We start from the raw sequence: 16,706 nt of genomic DNA, 5'->3' as shown, positions 1-16,706 counted from the left end.
CAGCTGATGCACATCGATGATCGCGTCCGGATGGTCAACGCCGAGCCGGCCTTCCTCACGGTCGTGTTCAAGCTGCCGAGTCTGAGCGAAGCGAAAGCCCTGCTCGAACACTTGCCTTTCCGTAAAAAAGCCCTGGGCACCGAAGCAGAAGTATTCGGGTACTCGGCCGGCAATCTGATGGAGAGCACCCCATGCGAGCAATGATCATCGCCGCCCTGCTGCTGATTGCCGGCCAAGCTAGCGCCAGCGAGCAAGTCATCAGCGTCCAGCACGACAGCGCACGCGGCGTTACCTGCTGGATTTTGAACAACACCGGCATCAGCTGCCTGCCGGATAGTTCGCTCCCACAGAACGGAACTGCCGAGCGAGAGACAGGCCGGGCGTCTCAGGCCAGTTCAGTGACTGAGAAAGGGCTTTCGGTGGCCACTCCGCTCCCACAGGATGAGAGGTTCAATCTATGAACAGTCCGAACAGTTTCCTGGAACGCGACCGTGAGAGCGTCACCGGGGGCAACGAGTTTGCAAGCCTGGGCGCCCGCCTCGTTCGTTTCGGCCAGGCCCTTCAAGAGCCCAGCACCACAGTCAGCGAGCTGGCCAAGTTGGCTGGCGCCTGCGGGATCTCGCTCAAGCTGCGCGCGGTAGGTGAATCGGGAGAGGGTAAATGACCAAGCATCTGGCAATTTCCCCAGCGGCACTGCCCGCAATCGGCCAGCCATTCGCCGGCGGCTTCTTCGCTGGACGCCTGTTCTTTGGTGGCGCTGAGCACGCTCTCATTGATGCTGGCCGGGAGTTCGAGCAGCCCGCCCAGTGGTGGGATCGGTCAGGCCCGCGATTGAATGTTCGAGGCAGCAAGTCCTACCACGACGGCTTGGCCAACACCCGAGCCATGGCCGAGGCCGGGAGCACAATCGCACAGAAGGTGCTGACCATGTCGATCCGTGGTCACCGGGGCTGGCACATCCCGGCTATCGAGGAGCTGCAGGTGATGCGAGCCAACCTGCTGCAGCTCGAGCCGTGGGGCAAGCACTGGCCTGCCGATGGTGCGGGCGGGCCAGCTCAGGCATTCGCATTGCGCGAATACTGGTCGAGCACGCAAAAGTCATCCGCAGGCAGCGCATGGTGTCTCCACATGCTGCCCTGGTGCACACCGGATACAAACTGGACGAGCAAAGAAAAGGCTGTGCGGCCGGTGCGCACGTTGCAGATCAAGGCCGGCGCCTTCGTACACGCCCCCTCGACAGACGCGCCAACAGCGGACACGGATCTGCGCGGGCTTTCCAACACTTCGGCGGTGGCCAGCGTGATCGAGCGCTTCGTGAACGAGGACGCCGGCAAGTTTTACGGGCGCACCGATGCGCTAGTGGCAGAGCTGGCAGCCATTGCAGGAGGCCGCGCATGAGCGGATTGCAGAGTTTTGGAATCAACACCACCGGCCGAGACTTCGCCGTTGGCGACGTACACGGACACTTCACACGGTTGCAGAAAGCGCTGGATGCTGTGGACTTCGACCCTACCGCCGACCGACTTTTCAGCGTTGGCGATCTGGTCGACCGCGGGCCAGAGTCTGCAGAGGTCGACACCTGGCTGGCAAAACCATGGTTCCACGCCGTGCGCGGCAACCATGAGCAGATGGTGGTGGATGCCTACCGCACAGATCCCGAAGGTCGAATGAAGGACATGCACCTGATCAACGGTGGCGCGTGGCTGTATGCACGATCCAGCGTAGAGCTGTCCTGCTATGCGGAACTGCTGGCCGACTTACCGCTGTTGATCGAGGTGGAAACACCAGACGGACTGATCGGTATTGTGCACGCCGATATTCCATTCGACGACTGGACCACACTTCGCGATCGCGTGAAAAGCGCAGGGTGGCAACAGGTAGAAGCGATGTGCCAATGGTCACGCCAGCGAATCACCAGCGAAAAACGCGAGGGCATCAAGAGCGTGCGCGCGGTCGTTGTTGGGCACACGCCAGTTCGACGTCCCGCGATCCTCGGCAATGTCTACCACATCGACACCGGCGGCTGGATGGATGGGCACTTCACGCTACTGAATCTGAAAACGCTCGAGACTATCCCGCCAACAGATCCGAAGTTGAGCTGGGACTGGGATGAAGTCGCGACACAATCCACAAATAACGAAAACGTGTCGCGACACGAAGTTCAGACGTGACGCAGCGTCACAATTAAAGGAGGTAGGTATGTTTCTGACAGCAGAGGAAGTTGCCGACCTGACCGGCTACAAAAAGCCAGGGGCACAAATAAAGTGGCTGACCGCCGAACGATACGGATTCGCGGTAGGAGGTGACGGTCACCCGAAAGTGCTGCGCCAAGTTGTCATTGGGCGGCTGGGTGGTATTCAATCAAGGAAGGGGCCGGAGCTTCGGCTGGGTTGAGGTGAAAATCAATGCGTCCGCGCAAGAAGGACCGGCACCTGCCGGCGTGCATGTACCAAAAGCATGGTGCTTATTACCTGGTACGCAAGGGGAAGTGGTTGCGTCTGGGCACCGACTTTCAAGCATCGCTGGCCGAGTACGCAAAGCTATTGGACAAGGGCAGCCAAGGTGGGATGCCCAAGCTGATCGACGATGCTCTCGAGCATATGCGCACAAGAACGAAGCCGCCCCTCAAGCCCAACACCCTCAAGCAGTACGAGGCCGCATGTGACCGCCTTAAGGAAACCTTCGCTGACTTCGAACCTCGGGAAGTCCTGCAGCGGCACGTCGTCGCGCTCAAGATGCACATGGCGGATACGCCAAACATGTCGAACAGAGTTATCTCGGTGTTGCGCGCCGTCTTCACCTACGCGCTGGAGCAGCAGATCGTCGACTCTAATCCATGCATAGGCGTCCGACGCCACCTGGAACACAAGCGCGATCGCTACATCACCCACGGTGAGTTCCAAGCGATCTGCGCCAACTCCAGCGACAACATGCGAGTCATCTACGAAATGTGCTACCTGACCGGTCAGCGCATTGGTGACGTCTTGGCCATTCGCCTGGCTGATATCAGCCCGGAGGGTATCGCCTTCAAGCAAGAGAAGACGAACGCCAGGCTACTGGTGCAAATGACTCCCGATCTGGAGGATCTGATCGCCCGGGTGAAAGCGTTGCCTCGGAAGATTCGTGGGCTCACGCTGTTCTGCTCTCCGCGCGGGGGTAAGCCGGTGCACTACAGCTCGGTGAAAGATGCTTTCGCGATCAGTTGCAAGAAGGCCGGCGTCGAAGATGCGAGTCTGCACGACCTGCGCGCCAAGTCGCTTTCTGATACCGACGACCAGGGCAACGACGCACAGAAACTCGGTGGACATACGGACGCCAAGATGACGCAGCGCTACCTCCGCCTGCGCAAACTTAACATCGGCCTACCTCCTACGATGCCGAAGAAATCTGTCACATAATGATCAGGTATTACAATGGAGACTCACTCGATAGAGATTTTTTCTGCTTCTCAAGAAATTTGATAGGTGAATTATTGGGAGGAGCGATAAGCCCAGGAGCTAAATGACATTGCTCGCCATAAACACACGTTCCCACCGGGTGGGACAAATATTTATGCCAGAACTGGTAGATGGCGAGACAGAGCAGAATGATAGTTAAAACTAACAACCCACCTTTGAAAGTTCGCACATACTCATTAAGTAAAAGTGTGCCCCTCTTAAATCTTGCACGTACGCCTTTTCTTGAAAAATACTCAGCATCACAGCAAACTTCAATATTCTCAACAATATCAGAAACCGCCTCCCTTATCTTATAGGGCGTATCAGCATTAAAAGACGCCTTAGAGTGAATTTCGATATCCCTCAATATCGCGAGCTTTGAGCCATCAAAAATATTCTTCCCAACATGATAATTGAGCTGCGCGATTCTAACTTCAATTTGCGAAATCATTCCAGAGTAAGTGATTTCTGTATTCGCAGATGAGAAATTATCCTTCTTTATTTCCGACTCCACCCAACCAGCTAGAGCTTCGAGCTTGTCTATGACTTTATCTTTTCGCTTTAGCGATTCTGCTCTATGATTGGAGCGATGCTGCAAAAAGACTGTAAAAGACCAGCCAAAGACTAGAGCAATCATCTGCGCTGGTACATTATCGAAATTCATTCACATGCCTTCCTGGCAGCTTCAAGTCTTTCCTCAATCAACAACTCGATACTTTTGACTTGCGAATGACTATAAGTTAACCGCTCCTTGAGTTCTGACCATTTGAAATTCTCCTCACGAATGAGACCTCCAAAAGCCTCATCTAGAAAAGACCGACCATATCTATTATACCCATCCAGTACAACATGCACTTTATGATGATCCCTTAACGCAGGGACAAGCTTTTCACGTCGAAATGTCTGCCCACAATCACCCTCGTTTGGATAACGGCCATAAGGTTTTTTGCTGAAATCTTTGACTACGTTGATTGTAAACATAATTATGGCAACTCAATATTCCACTGAACTAACGTTCCAGGAAACGACATAGGCAAAGAATAGATTTCCGGTTTTTTTAGAGCCTGGTCGAACCTATAAACACCGTTATTACTAAACACCCAGAGGAGGCCTCCAGACGTTTCCTCAACCAATGCTAAAATACTCTTGCTACCTTGGCCACGTTTTTCTTTTTTCGTCCCTGAAACATCCCCTTTCATGGACATTCCGATCAGTTCATGATCGCTGATCCGCGCAGGTATGATTCTAGTAAGAAGATGAGCTTCTTTTCCGGGGTTTTCAGCCAGCATTTCCTTGAATGCTTGAGGATATGTGAATTTGAAAGCTTCCATAAACCATCGTCTTTCTATAACGGTTTTCGGAATACCGACCCCGGTATCATAAATCGCCAAATAGAGTTTTTTCCCCATGGTATGGCATATCAACCACCACTTTTTCTCATCATCATTACTTAACGGATAAGCATGAGACCCAACATTATTGATTGTCTCTGAAACAGCATCACCATATCTATGCTCGATTTTGGCACTCATGTCTGTGTAGATTCTGTTTTGTATGAAATCTACGACATTATCGCTCATTTCACCGCCAACACTTGAAACTATTGGCATATGACTAACGCTATCGAGTGCATAAGATATCTTGTGCCCTCGAATCAATCTGGACAAGTTACTAAGCCGCAACTGCCGGTTTACTCTATCCGACTTAGACCAAATTATCTCTGCCTTACCCTTTCGACCAATACCGGCCTGCTCTATCGCCGCATAAACCACAACAATCGCAGCAGCAGTGACAGTTACAGTATCACTAAAATCGACGAAGCAGTTTTTGCTTCTGTAATACTTCTTAATATCTGTAAGAAACTGCATGGTACGCTTAAATGCGTCCGAACGCTGGGCACTAAAATCATAGATGGATATTATCGGCGGAGCGGTAATCTTAGCTCGTCGGCCGCTATTATGCGCACGTCCTGAGGTTGAAATGCTTACAGCACCATACACACGAAACTTACGATCCTGCTCATTCATCCACCGCGCTACTCCTGCACGGTGACGCGATCGATCCTTATCCAATGCTGCCTTCTTCAACGCCTACTCTCCATCGCAGTAGCAGCGACCATCTTGGCCACATTTTGGTTGCTAATAGCAGAACTAAACAACTAGGTCAATCGAGTGAGTGATATCAGGCCTCCGTCCGCCTCCTATTTCGGATAGCTCGCGGCCAAAACGCGCCTGGTTTTCTCACACAGACTGAAGCCAAGCTGGCTTTTTGCGCACAGAGTACAGTGGGTGCAACCGAGAATTAGTCCGCAAATCCTTGTAGTATTAGACGAATGTGAATTGTCAAATAGACAGGTAGAGCTGAACCCCGCGTATGACCGACCTTTCAAGCCACACCCCGATGATGCAGCAATACTGGCGCCTGAAGAATCAGCACCCAGATCAGCTGATGTTCTATCGCATGGGCGATTTCTACGAAATCTTCTACGAAGATGCGAAGAAAGCCGCCAAGTTGCTGGACATCACCCTCACCGCGCGCGGGCAGTCGGCGGGTCAGGCGATTCCGATGTGTGGGATTCCTTACCACGCGGCGGAAGGTTACCTGGCGAAACTGGTCAAGCTCGGCGAGTCGGTGGTGATTTGCGAGCAGGTCGGCGACCCGGCCACCAGCAAAGGCCCGGTTGAACGCCAAGTGGTGCGGATCATCACGCCGGGGACGGTCAGCGATGAAGCGCTGCTCGATGAGCGTCGCGATAACCTTATTGCTGCAGTGCTGGGCGACGAGCGTCTTTTTGGTCTGGCGGTGCTGGACATCACCAGCGGCAACTTCACTGTGCTCGAAATCAAAGGCTGGGAAAACCTGCTGGCCGAGCTGGAGCGCGTGAATCCGGTTGAGCTACTGATCCCGGATGACTGGCCGAAAGACCTGCCGGCGGAAAAACGCCGTGGCGTGCGTCGTCGTGCGCCGTGGGACTTCGAGCGTGACTCTGCGTTGAAAAGTCTCTGCCAGCAGTTTTCCACCCAAGACCTGAAAGGCTTCGGCTGCGAAAACCTGACCCTGGCCATTGGCGCTGCCGGTTGCCTGTTGGCCTACGCCAAGGAAACCCAGCGCACCGCCCTGCCTCACTTGCGCAGCCTGCGTCACGAACGTCTCGATGACACCGTGGTGCTCGACGGCGCCAGCCGGCGCAATCTCGAGTTGGACACCAACCTGGCCGGTGGCCGCGACAACACCCTGCAATCGGTGGTCGATCGCTGCCAGACCGCCATGGGCAGCCGATTGCTGACTCGTTGGCTGAACCGGCCGCTGCGCGATCTCACCGTGCTGCTGGCCCGCCAGACCTCAATCCGTTGCCTGCTCGACGGTTATCGCTTCGAAAAGCTGCAACCGCAGCTCAAGGAAATCGGCGACATCGAACGGATCCTGGCGCGGATCGGTCTGCGCAATGCGCGACCGCGTGACCTTGCGCGTCTGCGTGACGCCCTCGGCGCGCTGCCAGAACTGCAAGTGGCGATGACCGATCTGGAAGCGCCGCACCTGCAGCATCTGGCGGCCACCACCAGCACCTACCCGGAACTGGCGGCGCTGCTGGCAAAAGCCATTATCGATAACCCGCCGGCGGTGATCCGTGACGGCGGCGTTTTGAAAACCGGTTACGACAGCCAACTCGACGAACTGCAATCACTGAGCGAAAACGCCGGCCAGTTCCTTATCGATCTCGAAGCCCGCGAAAAAGCACGTACCGGTCTGGCCAATCTGAAAGTCGGCTACAACCGCATCCATGGCTATTTCATCGAATTGCCGAGCAAGCAGGCTGAATCGGCGCCAGCGGACTACATCCGCCGGCAGACGCTGAAGGGCGCCGAGCGGTTTATCACGCCCGAGCTGAAAGAGTTCGAAGACAAAGCACTGTCGGCCAAGAGTCGCGCGCTGGCTCGGGAAAAGATGCTTTACGAAGCGCTGCTCGAAGACTTGATCAGCCAACTGCCACCGCTGCAGGACACTGCCAGCGCACTGGCCGAGCTGGACGTGCTGAGCAACCTTGCCGAGCGCGCGCTGAATCTTGACCTGAACTGCCCGCGTTTCGTCAGCGAGCCGTGCATGCGCATCACTCAGGGGCGTCACCCGGTGGTCGAGCAAGTGCTGACCACGCCGTTCGTGGCCAACGATTTGAGCTTGGACGATAACACGCGCATGTTGGTGATCACCGGGCCAAACATGGGCGGTAAATCCACCTACATGCGGCAAACCGCTTTGATCGTGCTGCTGGCGCATATCGGTAGCTTCGTGCCGGCCGCCAGTTGTGAGTTGTCGCTGGTTGACCGCATCTTCACCCGTATCGGTTCAAGCGATGATCTGGCCGGCGGTCGTTCGACCTTCATGGTCGAGATGAGCGAAACCGCCAATATCCTGCATAACGCTACCGAGCGCAGTCTGGTGCTGATGGACGAAGTCGGGCGCGGCACCAGCACCTTTGACGGTCTGTCGCTGGCGTGGGCGGCGGCCGAGCGCTTGGCTCACCTGCGCGCCTACACCTTGTTCGCCACGCACTATTTTGAACTGACCGTGCTGCCGGAAGCCGAACCTCTGGTAGCCAACGTGCACCTGAACGCTACCGAGCACAACGAACGCATCGTGTTTCTGCACCACGTTCTGCCTGGGCCGGCCAGCCAGAGCTACGGCCTGGCAGTGGCGCAACTGGCGGGTGTGCCGAGCGAAGTGATCCTGCGCGCGCGTGAGCATCTGAGTCGCCTGGAAGACACTGCCCTGCCCCACGAGGCGCCGAAACCGGCGGCCAAGGGCAAACCGTCGACACCGCAGCAAAGCGATATGTTCGCCTCGCTGCCGCATCCGGTACTCGACGAATTGGCGAAAGTGGATCTGGACGATATGACGCCACGCCGTGCGCTGGAAATGCTCTATGCACTGAAGAACCGGATATAAGCACTGAAGAAGCGGATATAACGCAAATCGCTTCAAGCTGTTAGAATCTCGCGCGGTTCGGGATGCTGCTGGCTCATAGCCTGGTCAGCAGGTATCGCTCCCGAACCTGGCGACCCCAACCGTGAAGGGGCAACGCTGCCGCCGCCTGAGGAGAAAATTAGAAATGACCTTCGTCGTCACCGACAACTGCATCAAGTGCAAGTACACCGACTGCGTAGAAGTCTGTCCGGTGGACTGCTTTTACGAAGGCCCGAACTTCCTGGTGATTCACCCGGACGAGTGCATCGACTGCGCGTTGTGTGAACCAGAATGCCCGGCTGTGGCGATCTTCTCGGAAGACGAGATCCCAAGTGGCATGGAAAACTTCATCGAGCTCAATGCCGAATTGGCGGATGTCTGGCCGAATATTACAGAGAAGAAAGATCCGTTGCCGGGCGCTGAAGAGTGGGATGGCAAGACCGGTAAAATTGCTGAACTCGAACGCTGATCTGCCTCGCGTCGACTGAAAAGGCCCCTTGCGGGCCTTTTTGCTTTTTGCAGGTTGTACTTTTCTGCAGACGAAAAAAGGGGCGGTATGACCCGCCCACATTTTTTCCCTATTCCCTGTATTCCTTTTTCATCGTCCTGATGAATCGCGTCCTGCGATGTCCGTTCCCCTCTTCCGTGAAGGGCGTGTCTGTCCGTCGACACAGCCCTGATATTAGAGAGTTTCCGCAGCGGAGCAATCAGGCTCAGGTGCATGACTACGCTGACATAAAGGCATAACAATTGAAAAATTTTCTGCAAAATCAGAAAGTTACCGTTAGGCAACGAGTGCAATCGCCTTCCGCCGAAGTGTAAAAATAGCGAACACTTACGACACAGTAAGCAAAGGCTTACAGCGCGAGACTACAAACTCAGAAAATGCTGACCGCTCGTCTGGCACCTCGCCTGCCCGCCCCGATGCACGAGACAGGCATAAACAAAAAGCCCCGACTGATCAAATCAGCCGGGGATTTTTGCGGGCGGTCGATCAGGCGCTTACTGAAACAGCGACTCGCTCGACAGGCCATTCTTCTCCAGGATCTCGCGAAGGCGCTTTAGGCCCTCCACCTGGATCTGCCGTACCCGCTCGCGGGTCAGACCGATCTCCAGGCCTACGTCCTCAAGCGTGCTGCTTTCGTGGCCGCGCAGGCCAAAGCGGCGGATCACCACCTCGCGCTGCTTGTCGGTCAGTTCCGACAGCCATTGATCGATGCTCTGCGACAGGTCGTCATCCTGCAGCAGTTCGCACGGATCCGTTGGACGATCATCAGTGAGGGTGTCCAGCAGGGTTTTATCCGAATCCGGACCCAGCGAGACGTCGACCGAAGAAACCCGTTCGTTCAGGCCGAGCATGCGCTTGACCTCGCCCACCGGTTTTTCCAGCAGGTTGGCGATTTCTTCGGGTGAAGGTTCGTGATCGAGTTTTTGCGTCAGCTCGCGTGCGGCCCGCAGATACACGTTGAGCTCCTTGACCACATGAATCGGCAGCCGGATGGTCCGGGTCTGATTCATGATCGCGCGTTCGATGGTCTGACGGATCCACCAGGTGGCGTAGGTTGAGAAGCGGAAGCCGCGCTCGGGATCGAACTTTTCCACCGCGCGGATCAGGCCGAGGTTGCCCTCTTCAATCAGATCCAGCAGCGACAGCCCCCGATTGACGTAACGCCGGGCGATCTTGACCACCAGCCGCAGGTTACTTTCGATCATGCGCTTGCGCCCGGCCGGATCGCCACTTTGCGACAAGCGCGCAAAATGAACTTCTTCTTCCGGGGACAGCAGAGGGGAAAAGCCGATTTCGTTGAGATACAGCTGCGTGGCATCAAGTGCCCGAGTGTAGTCGATGTATTTATGTTGTTTGAGTGTGGCGGAGTGTCTGGATTTGGAACGAACGGAAGGTGGAGCAGCCCCTTCATCATTCAACATCGAATCCGAATCGATGCCGGTCTCCATAAGGAGAACCTCATCGTCGATGTCAAACTCCGGCACTTCTTTACTGAGAGCCATTGTTATAGTCCTTTGGTGAGTTCGACCCCAAGCTCAAGCGACGCCTTTATCCTTGGCAACGCTGGAGCCTGTCCCCTCTACGCGACGGAACAGGCTGGCCTTCAAATCAACGTCTTGGCAGGAACTGCAGCGGATCCACAGGTTTACCTTGGCGGCGAATCTCAAAATGCAGTTTCACCCGGTCTGTACCCGTTGACCCCATTTCGGCAATTGTCTGTCCGACCTTGACCTGCTGCCCCTCCCGAACCAACAGCCTGCGGTTATGTCCGTAAGCACTGACGTAGGTTTCGCTGTGTTTGATGATGACCAATTCGCCGTAGCCCCTTAAGCCACTCCCGGCGTATACGACCGTCCCATCAGACGCAGCTAAAACAGGCTGTCCCAAATCTCCGGCGATATCAATTCCTTTATTCAAACTACCGTTTGAAGAGAATTTTCCAATCAGAACGCCATTAGATGGCCATCCCCAGCCGGTCGGGGCCGGGCCTGCCGGAGGCAGTGGCGCGGGCGCAGGTTTGCTCGCGACGGACGGTACAACCCCTTTGGAACCGGTGGTTGTAGTGGTTGTGGTGCCATTCGCCTGGCGCCGGATTACCGTGGTTTTACTCGACGAAGAAGGTGAAGAACTGGCGTTGCTCACCACCGCTGTCGGCGTTGAACCGCTGCGCCCGTCGAAGCGAATTGTCTGACCCGGATGGATCGTATACGGCGTAGGAATGTTGTTCCGCGCGGCGAGGGTTTTGTAGTCCCAGCCGTAACGAAAGGCGATCGAAAACAAGGTATCGCCAGGACGGACTACATACTGCCCGGTGGTTACGGTAGGACGTTGTGCCACCGCATTGTTGCGATCGACAACCCGCACGTTGCTCGATTTGGTGCTGGAGCAACCGACCAGCAAGGTGCTCAAGACAAGGCCAGTCACCAGGCGCTGAAAGCTCGTGTTACCCATACGCTGCGCAATGACTGTGAGACTCACCCGCCGCTCCCTTTTGTGGTGGCTGAAAATTCTGAATGCCGCACTGCGGCATGAGGTGTCGCAAGTATAACGGGCCGAACCGGCTTTACCTTTAATGAAGCGAAATCACCGGGCGCACACGTTTGCCAGTGGCAAATACGCTGCGTTTAAAACCTGGCTGCCGGTGTAAGACCGGCGCCGTTGAAAGGAATTCAGCGCCTGTTTACAAATGCTCAGGCCAGTGGCCCGTTGAGCAAAGGCACGAAACGTACAGCGCCCAAAACGTGTCGGGAAAAGCCATGTTCTTCGCGCACGATCAGCATCAGTTGCTGCACTTCACCGGAGCCGACTGGAATCACCATGCGTCCACCAGGAGCCAATTGATCAAGCAAGGCCTGTGGCACATCGGTCGCCACGGCGGTAACGATGATGCCGTTGTAGGGCGCCAGCGCCGGCCAGCCTTCCCAGCCATCGCCCCAGCGAAACACCACGTTACGCAGGTTCAACTCGACCAGACGCTCCTTGGCGCGATCCTGCAGCACCTTGATGCGCTCGACGGAAAACACCCGCTCAACCAATTGCGACAACACCGCCGTCTGGTAGCCGGAGCCAGTGCCGATCTCCAGCACTTTATCCAGCGGGCCGGCCTCCAGCAGCAGCTCGCTCATGCGCGCCACCATGTAAGGCTGGGAAATGGTCTGGTTGTTGCCGATCGGCAGCGCGGTGTCTTCATAAGCGCGGTGCGCCAGCGCCTCGTCAACAAACAGGTGACGCGGGGTGCGGCGGATCACTTCCAGCACTTTGGCGTTCGACACGCCTTCTTCATATAGGCGCTGGATCAATCGTTCGCGCGTGCGCTGAGAGGTCATGCCAATGCCGCTGCGCAGGCGGTCGTCATGTTCACGCATCAGCTCAGCCCTCCCAGCCAGCCATCCAGGCTTCTGAAGGCATCATTGAAAGTGCGATCGAGCTGCAATGGCGTGATGGACACATAGCCCTGCATCACGGCATGAAAGTCGGTGCCCGGGCCGCCATCTTCCGCGTCGCCGGCAGCGGCAATCCAGTAACCGGCCTTGCCACGCGGATCGACCACTTTCATCGGGGCTGCCGCGCGAGCGCGGTGGCCGAGGCGGGTCAACTGAATGCCACGGATGTGATCGATGGGCAAATTGGGGATGTTCACGTTGAGTACCGTGCGCGGTGGCAGATCGAGCCCGGCATGGGCCTCGACCAGTTTGCGCGCAAAGTAGGCCGCTGTCGGCAGGTTGTCCACCTGACGCGAGACCAGTGAAAAGGCAAACGAAGGGCGCTGGAGAAATCGTCCTTCCAGCGCAGCCGCCACGGTTCCGGAATACAGCACGTCGTCACCAAGATTGGCGCCCAGATTAATGCCGGAAACCACCATGTCCGCTTCGCGTTCAAGCAAGCCGTTAAGGCCCAGGTGAATGCAATCGGTCGGCGTGCCGTTGAGGCTGATAAAGCCGTTGGCCAAGTATTGCGGGTGCAGCGGACGGTCGAGCGTCAGCGAACTGCTGGCGCCGCTTTTGTCCTGCTCCGGGGCGATAACCACGCATTCGGTGTAATCCGCCAGCGCAGCATAAAGCGCGGCGAGACCGGGCGCGGTGACCCCATCGTCGTTAGAAATCAGAATACGCATGGGCTGTCCGTCTGCCCCACCGGCACCAGATCAACGAGCTCGCGCACCAATACGGTGGCGAAGCATCCGGCCGGGAGGACGAATTCCAGTTGCAGAATGTCAGGTTGGGGATAATGCCACGTCAACCCGCCAATGGGCAGCCGCAGGATGCGACGTTCATGGCTCATGCCGGCGTGGATCAACCAGTCGCGCAGCTCCGCTTCGCGGGCGGCGATCGCCTGCTCCAGAGCATGGACAGCACCAGCAGCCGGCGAGTCACCTTCGCCCCACTGCGGACCGGTCGGGTGCAGGTCGAGAATTGCCAGACGCGGGTCGCTGCATTCGGCTTCACCGGCCGGAAAAAAACTGCGGCTGTCGGTGAAGGCCAGCAGATCGCCAACCAGCGCGGTGTTCCAGGTGCCATCGGCGACGCGCGCCGCCAGCACCTGGTTGAACAGAAAGCTGCGCGCCGTCGACAGCAGGCGCGAGCGCACATTGCGCTGTTCCGGCAAAGCCTTGCGCGCCGCCCACGAACGCGCGTCGACGACGTTGCCGCCGTCATGGCCAAAGCGCTGGGCGCCGAAATAATTGGGAATGCCTTGTTTGGCGATCAACTGCAAACGCTGTTCGATCGCGTCTTTGTCGCCATCGAATTGCGTCAGGCGCAACGTGAAACCGTTGGCCGAATGCGCACCGCGTTGCAGCTTGCGCTTGTGGCGCGTGGTCTTGAGGATCTTCAGCGTGTCGTTTTCCGCCGCCGACAGATCCGGATCGGCCTTGCCCGGCAGTTGCACGCTGAACCACTGTCGTGTCAGGGCCTGACGGTCTTTCAGGCCGGCATAGCTGACGGTGCGCAACGGCATACCCGCCGCCTTGGCGATTCGACGGGCCGCTTCTTCGGTATTCAGACCGCGTTTTTCGACCCAGATCCACAGGTGTTCGCCGTCACCGCTGAACGGGATATCCAGCACTTCATCGACCTGAAAATCTTCGGCAATGGCTTTCAGTACTGCGGTACCAAGCGCTTCGCCATAGGCCCGCGGGCCGAGCAATTGCAGTTCATTCATGCGCGCAGCAACAAGGCAACGGAGTGCACGGCGATGCCTTCTTCGCGACCGACAAAGCCAAGCTTTTCGGTGGTGGTAGCTTTGACGTTCACTTGATCCAACTCAACTTGAAGATCCGCCGCGATCAGCGCGCGCATCGATTCGATATGCGGCGCCATTTTTGGCGCCTGGGCAACGATGGTGTTGTCGACGTTGCCGACTCTCCAGCCCTTGGCGTGGATCAGACTGACCACATGACGCAACAGCACACGGCTGTCGGCGCCCTTGAATTGCGGGTCGGTGTCCGGAAAGTGTTTGCCGATATCACCCAGCGCCGCCGCGCCGAGCAAGGCGTCGCTCAAGGCGTGCAGCAGGACGTCACCGTCGGAATGAGCGAGCAGCCCGAAGCCGTGTGCAATCTGCACGCCGCCCAGAGTAATGAAATCGCCTTCAGCGAAACGGTGCACATCGTAGCCGTGGCCAATACGCATAAAAAAACGCCCCGATTTTTGTCAGGGCGTGATTCTACCTGCATTAACCGCGCAGAGCGCGCGCGTGATGCTGCAAGTGGTCGTCAATGAAGCTTGAGATGAAGAAATAGCTGTGGTCGTAGCCCGGTTGCAGGCGCAGCTCCAGCGGATGCCCCGCTTGTTTTGCGGCGTGTTGCAAGGCTTCGGGTTTCAGTTGCGTGGCGAGGAAATCGTCACGATCACCTTGATCGACCAGCAACGGCAACTTCTCCGTCGCCTCCGCAATCAGCACACAGGCGTCCCACTCCTTCCACTTCGAACGGTCTTCGCCCAAATAGTTGGAAAAGGCCTTCTGGCCCCACGGGCAATCGATCGGATGGGTAATCGGCGAGAACGCCGACACTGATTGATAACGACCCGGATTGCGCAGCGCGCAGACCAACGCGCCGTGGCCGCCCATGGAGTGGCCGCTGATGCTGCGCTTGTCGGATGCGGGGAAATGCGCTTCGACCAGTGCAGGCAGTTCCTTCACGACATAGTCATGCATCTGATAGTGCCGCGCCCACGGTTCCTGGGTGGCGTTCAGATAAAACCCCGCACCGAGACCGAAGTCCCAGGCCTTGTCCGCATCGTCCGGAACATCCGGGCCACGCGGACTGGTATCCGGGGCGACGATAATCAGACCGAGCTCGGCAGCCATGCGCATCGCACCGGCCTTCTGCATGAAATTCTCATCGGTGCAGGTCAGCCCGGACAACCAGTACAACACCGGCAGCTTGCCGCCCTGCTCCGCCTGTGGTGGCAGGTACACGGCAAAGACCATGTCGCAATCAAGCACTTCGGAACGATGGCGATAGCGCTTGTTCCAGCCACCGAAACTCTTCTGACAGGAAATGTTTTCCAGATTCAAGGGATTCTCCCTAGCTGCAAGCCGCAAGCCGCAAGCTTCAAGAAAAAGCACGAACACCTTTACTTGCAGCTTGAAGCTTGCAGCTCGGGGCTGCTGTTAGAAATGTATGACTGTGCGGATGCTCTTGCCTTCGTGCATCAGGTCGAACGCCTTGTTGATATCTTCCAGGCCCATGGTGTGGGTGATGAAGGTATCCAGCGGAATTTCGCCGCTCTGGGCCATGTCGACGTAGCTCGGCAATTCAGTACGGCCACGCACGCCGCCGAACGCCGAACCGCGCCAGACGCGACCGGTGACCAACTGGAACGGACGGGTAGCGATTTCCTGACCGGCACCGGCGACACCGATGATGACCGACTCGCCCCAGCCTTTGTGGCAGCACTCAAGCGCGGCGCGCATCAGTTGCACATTGCCGATGCACTCGAAGGAGAAGTCGACGCCGCCATCGGTCATGTCGACGATCACTTCCTGGATCGGACGATCAAAGTCTTTCGGGTTCACGCAATCGGTGGCACCGAGTTGTTTGGCGATCTCGAACTTGGCCGGATTGATGTCGATGGCGATGATGCGCGCAGCCTTGGCTTTCACCGCGCCGATCACGGCCGACAAGCCGATACCGCCGAGACCGAAGATGGCCACGGTGTCACCCGGTTTGACCTTGGCGGTGTTGAGCACGGCGCCGATACCGGTAGTCACTCCGCAACCGAGCAGGCAGACCTTTTCCAGCGGCGCGTCCTTGGAGATCTTCGCTACGGAAATTTCCGGCAGTACGGTGTACTCCGAAAACGTCGATGTGCCCATGTAGTGGAAAATCGTTTCGCCCTTGTAGGAAAAGCGCGAAGTGCCGTCCGGCATCAGGCCCTTGCCTTGGGTGGCGCGAATCGCCTGGCAGAGGTTGGTCTTGCCCGACTTGCAGAATTTGCACTGGCCGCATTCCGGGGTGTACAGCGGAATGACATGATCACCGACGGCAACCGAGGTCACGCCCTCACCGATCGCTTCAACGATGGCCCCGCCTTCGTGGCCGAGGATCGACGGGAAGATGCCTTCCGGGTCAGCACCGGACAACGTATAGGCATCGGTGTGGCATACCCCGGAAGCGACCACGCGCAGCAACACTTCACCAGCCTTCGGCATGGCGACATCGACTTCTACGATTTCCAGCGGCTTCTTGGCCTCGAAGGCAACGGCGGCGCGCGACTTGATCATGCTGACTCTCCAATGAATCCAATAAATAAAAAAGCAGACAGACAGTGTAGTTCAGCGCGCCCTGAGGAATA

19 protein-coding genes are annotated in these 16,706 nt (G+C 57.0%); 8 read left to right on the top strand and 11 right to left on the bottom strand.

Features of this window, described 5'->3' with window-relative positions; all coding sequences use genetic code 11:
- Positions 1-191: 191 nt before the first annotated feature.
- From ACZ0AZ_RS14615 to ACZ0AZ_RS14590, 6 genes are read left to right on the top strand one after another with little or no spacing between them, the layout of a single operon-like run.
- Positions 192-461, top strand: a complete 270-nt coding sequence (locus ACZ0AZ_RS14615) for a hypothetical protein (RefSeq protein WP_463537613.1) — start codon at positions 192-194, stop codon at positions 459-461.
- Positions 458-664 (top strand): hypothetical protein, encoded by a 207-nt coding sequence (locus ACZ0AZ_RS14610; protein ID WP_463537612.1) that lies wholly within the window; start codon positions 458-460, stop codon positions 662-664. The genes ACZ0AZ_RS14615 and ACZ0AZ_RS14610 overlap by 4 nt, the downstream gene beginning before the upstream one ends.
- The gene (locus ACZ0AZ_RS14605; RefSeq protein WP_463537611.1) at positions 661-1,398 is read left to right on the top strand and encodes an Lcl C-terminal domain-containing protein; all 738 of its coding nucleotides are present in this window, start codon (positions 661-663) and stop codon (positions 1,396-1,398) included. Before ACZ0AZ_RS14610 ends, ACZ0AZ_RS14605 begins: the two co-directional genes overlap by 4 nt.
- A complete protein-coding gene (locus ACZ0AZ_RS14600) occupies positions 1,395-2,171 on the top strand; it encodes a metallophosphoesterase (protein ID WP_463537610.1) in 777 nt (258 codons plus the stop codon). The genes ACZ0AZ_RS14605 and ACZ0AZ_RS14600 overlap by 4 nt, the downstream gene beginning before the upstream one ends.
- A gap of 28 nt (positions 2,172-2,199) precedes the next feature.
- A complete protein-coding gene (locus tag ACZ0AZ_RS14595) occupies positions 2,200-2,394 on the top strand; it encodes a DUF4224 domain-containing protein (RefSeq protein WP_010564156.1) in 195 nt (64 codons plus the stop codon).
- 11 nt (positions 2,395-2,405) lie between these two features.
- A complete protein-coding gene (locus ACZ0AZ_RS14590) occupies positions 2,406-3,398 on the top strand; it encodes a tyrosine-type recombinase/integrase (protein ID WP_463537609.1) in 993 nt (330 codons plus the stop codon).
- A gap of 10 nt (positions 3,399-3,408) precedes the next feature.
- On the opposite strand, the gene ACZ0AZ_RS14585 is transcribed toward ACZ0AZ_RS14590, so the two are convergent.
- From ACZ0AZ_RS14585 to ACZ0AZ_RS14575, 3 genes are read right to left on the bottom strand one after another with little or no spacing between them, the layout of a single operon-like run.
- The gene (locus ACZ0AZ_RS14585) at positions 3,409-4,101 is read right to left on the bottom strand and encodes a hypothetical protein (protein ID WP_463537608.1); all 693 of its coding nucleotides are present in this window, start codon (positions 4,099-4,101) and stop codon (positions 3,409-3,411) included.
- Positions 4,098-4,418 carry an STAS-like domain-containing protein gene (locus ACZ0AZ_RS14580; RefSeq protein ID WP_258450350.1) on the bottom strand — a complete coding sequence of 107 codons (321 nt, stop codon included), beginning with the start codon at positions 4,416-4,418 and terminating at the stop codon, positions 4,098-4,100. The genes ACZ0AZ_RS14585 and ACZ0AZ_RS14580 overlap by 4 nt, the downstream gene beginning before the upstream one ends.
- A 2-nt stretch (positions 4,419-4,420) precedes the next feature.
- Positions 4,421-5,464: a hypothetical protein gene (locus tag ACZ0AZ_RS14575; RefSeq protein WP_463537607.1), complete on the bottom strand. Its 1,044-nt coding sequence runs from the start codon at positions 5,462-5,464 to the stop codon at positions 4,421-4,423.
- Positions 5,465-5,810: 346 nt separating this feature from the next.
- On the opposite strand from ACZ0AZ_RS14575, the gene mutS reads away from it, so the two are divergent.
- Positions 5,811-8,381 (top strand): DNA mismatch repair protein MutS, encoded by a 2,571-nt coding sequence (gene mutS / locus ACZ0AZ_RS14570; RefSeq protein ID WP_463537606.1) that lies wholly within the window; start codon positions 5,811-5,813, stop codon positions 8,379-8,381.
- Between the two features lie 163 nt (positions 8,382-8,544).
- Positions 8,545-8,868, top strand: coding sequence for a ferredoxin FdxA (gene fdxA, locus ACZ0AZ_RS14565; protein WP_129998779.1), 324 nt, complete (start codon positions 8,545-8,547; stop codon positions 8,866-8,868).
- 533 nt (positions 8,869-9,401) lie between these two features.
- Here the strand turns inward: fdxA and rpoS are convergent.
- The 8 genes from rpoS to ACZ0AZ_RS14525 form a co-directional block, all read right to left on the bottom strand.
- Positions 9,402-10,409 carry an RNA polymerase sigma factor RpoS gene (rpoS, locus tag ACZ0AZ_RS14560; protein WP_016771451.1) on the bottom strand — a complete coding sequence of 336 codons (1,008 nt, stop codon included), beginning with the start codon at positions 10,407-10,409 and terminating at the stop codon, positions 9,402-9,404.
- A gap of 106 nt (positions 10,410-10,515) precedes the next feature.
- On the bottom strand, positions 10,516-11,385 hold the full coding sequence (locus ACZ0AZ_RS14555; protein WP_039762497.1) for a peptidoglycan DD-metalloendopeptidase family protein: 870 nt from the start codon (positions 11,383-11,385) through the stop codon (positions 10,516-10,518).
- 212 nt (positions 11,386-11,597) lie between these two features.
- Positions 11,598-12,233, bottom strand: a complete 636-nt coding sequence (locus ACZ0AZ_RS14550) for a protein-L-isoaspartate(D-aspartate) O-methyltransferase (protein WP_160768345.1) — start codon at positions 12,231-12,233, stop codon at positions 11,598-11,600.
- A gap of 38 nt (positions 12,234-12,271) precedes the next feature.
- Positions 12,272-13,021 carry a 5'/3'-nucleotidase SurE gene (gene surE, locus ACZ0AZ_RS14545; protein WP_039762493.1) on the bottom strand — a complete coding sequence of 250 codons (750 nt, stop codon included), beginning with the start codon at positions 13,019-13,021 and terminating at the stop codon, positions 12,272-12,274.
- Positions 13,009-14,067, bottom strand: coding sequence for a tRNA pseudouridine(13) synthase TruD (gene truD / locus ACZ0AZ_RS14540; RefSeq protein ID WP_463570811.1), 1,059 nt, complete (start codon positions 14,065-14,067; stop codon positions 13,009-13,011). Before truD ends, surE begins: the two co-directional genes overlap by 13 nt.
- On the bottom strand, positions 14,064-14,537 hold the full coding sequence (gene ispF, locus ACZ0AZ_RS14535) for a 2-C-methyl-D-erythritol 2,4-cyclodiphosphate synthase (RefSeq protein WP_129998776.1): 474 nt from the start codon (positions 14,535-14,537) through the stop codon (positions 14,064-14,066). The genes truD and ispF overlap by 4 nt, the downstream gene beginning before the upstream one ends.
- Positions 14,538-14,580: 43 nt before the next feature.
- A complete protein-coding gene (fghA, locus tag ACZ0AZ_RS14530; RefSeq protein ID WP_310406748.1) occupies positions 14,581-15,426 on the bottom strand; it encodes an S-formylglutathione hydrolase in 846 nt (281 codons plus the stop codon).
- Between the two features lie 96 nt (positions 15,427-15,522).
- Positions 15,523-16,635, bottom strand: a complete 1,113-nt coding sequence (locus tag ACZ0AZ_RS14525; RefSeq protein ID WP_007908835.1) for an S-(hydroxymethyl)glutathione dehydrogenase/class III alcohol dehydrogenase — start codon at positions 16,633-16,635, stop codon at positions 15,523-15,525.
- Positions 16,636-16,706 lie beyond the last annotated feature (71 nt).

It is taken from the genome of Pseudomonas sp. AC239, assembly GCF_979258545.1.
Note: the sequence above shows the minus strand (reverse complement) of the source record. Positions and strands in the feature narration are given on the sequence as shown.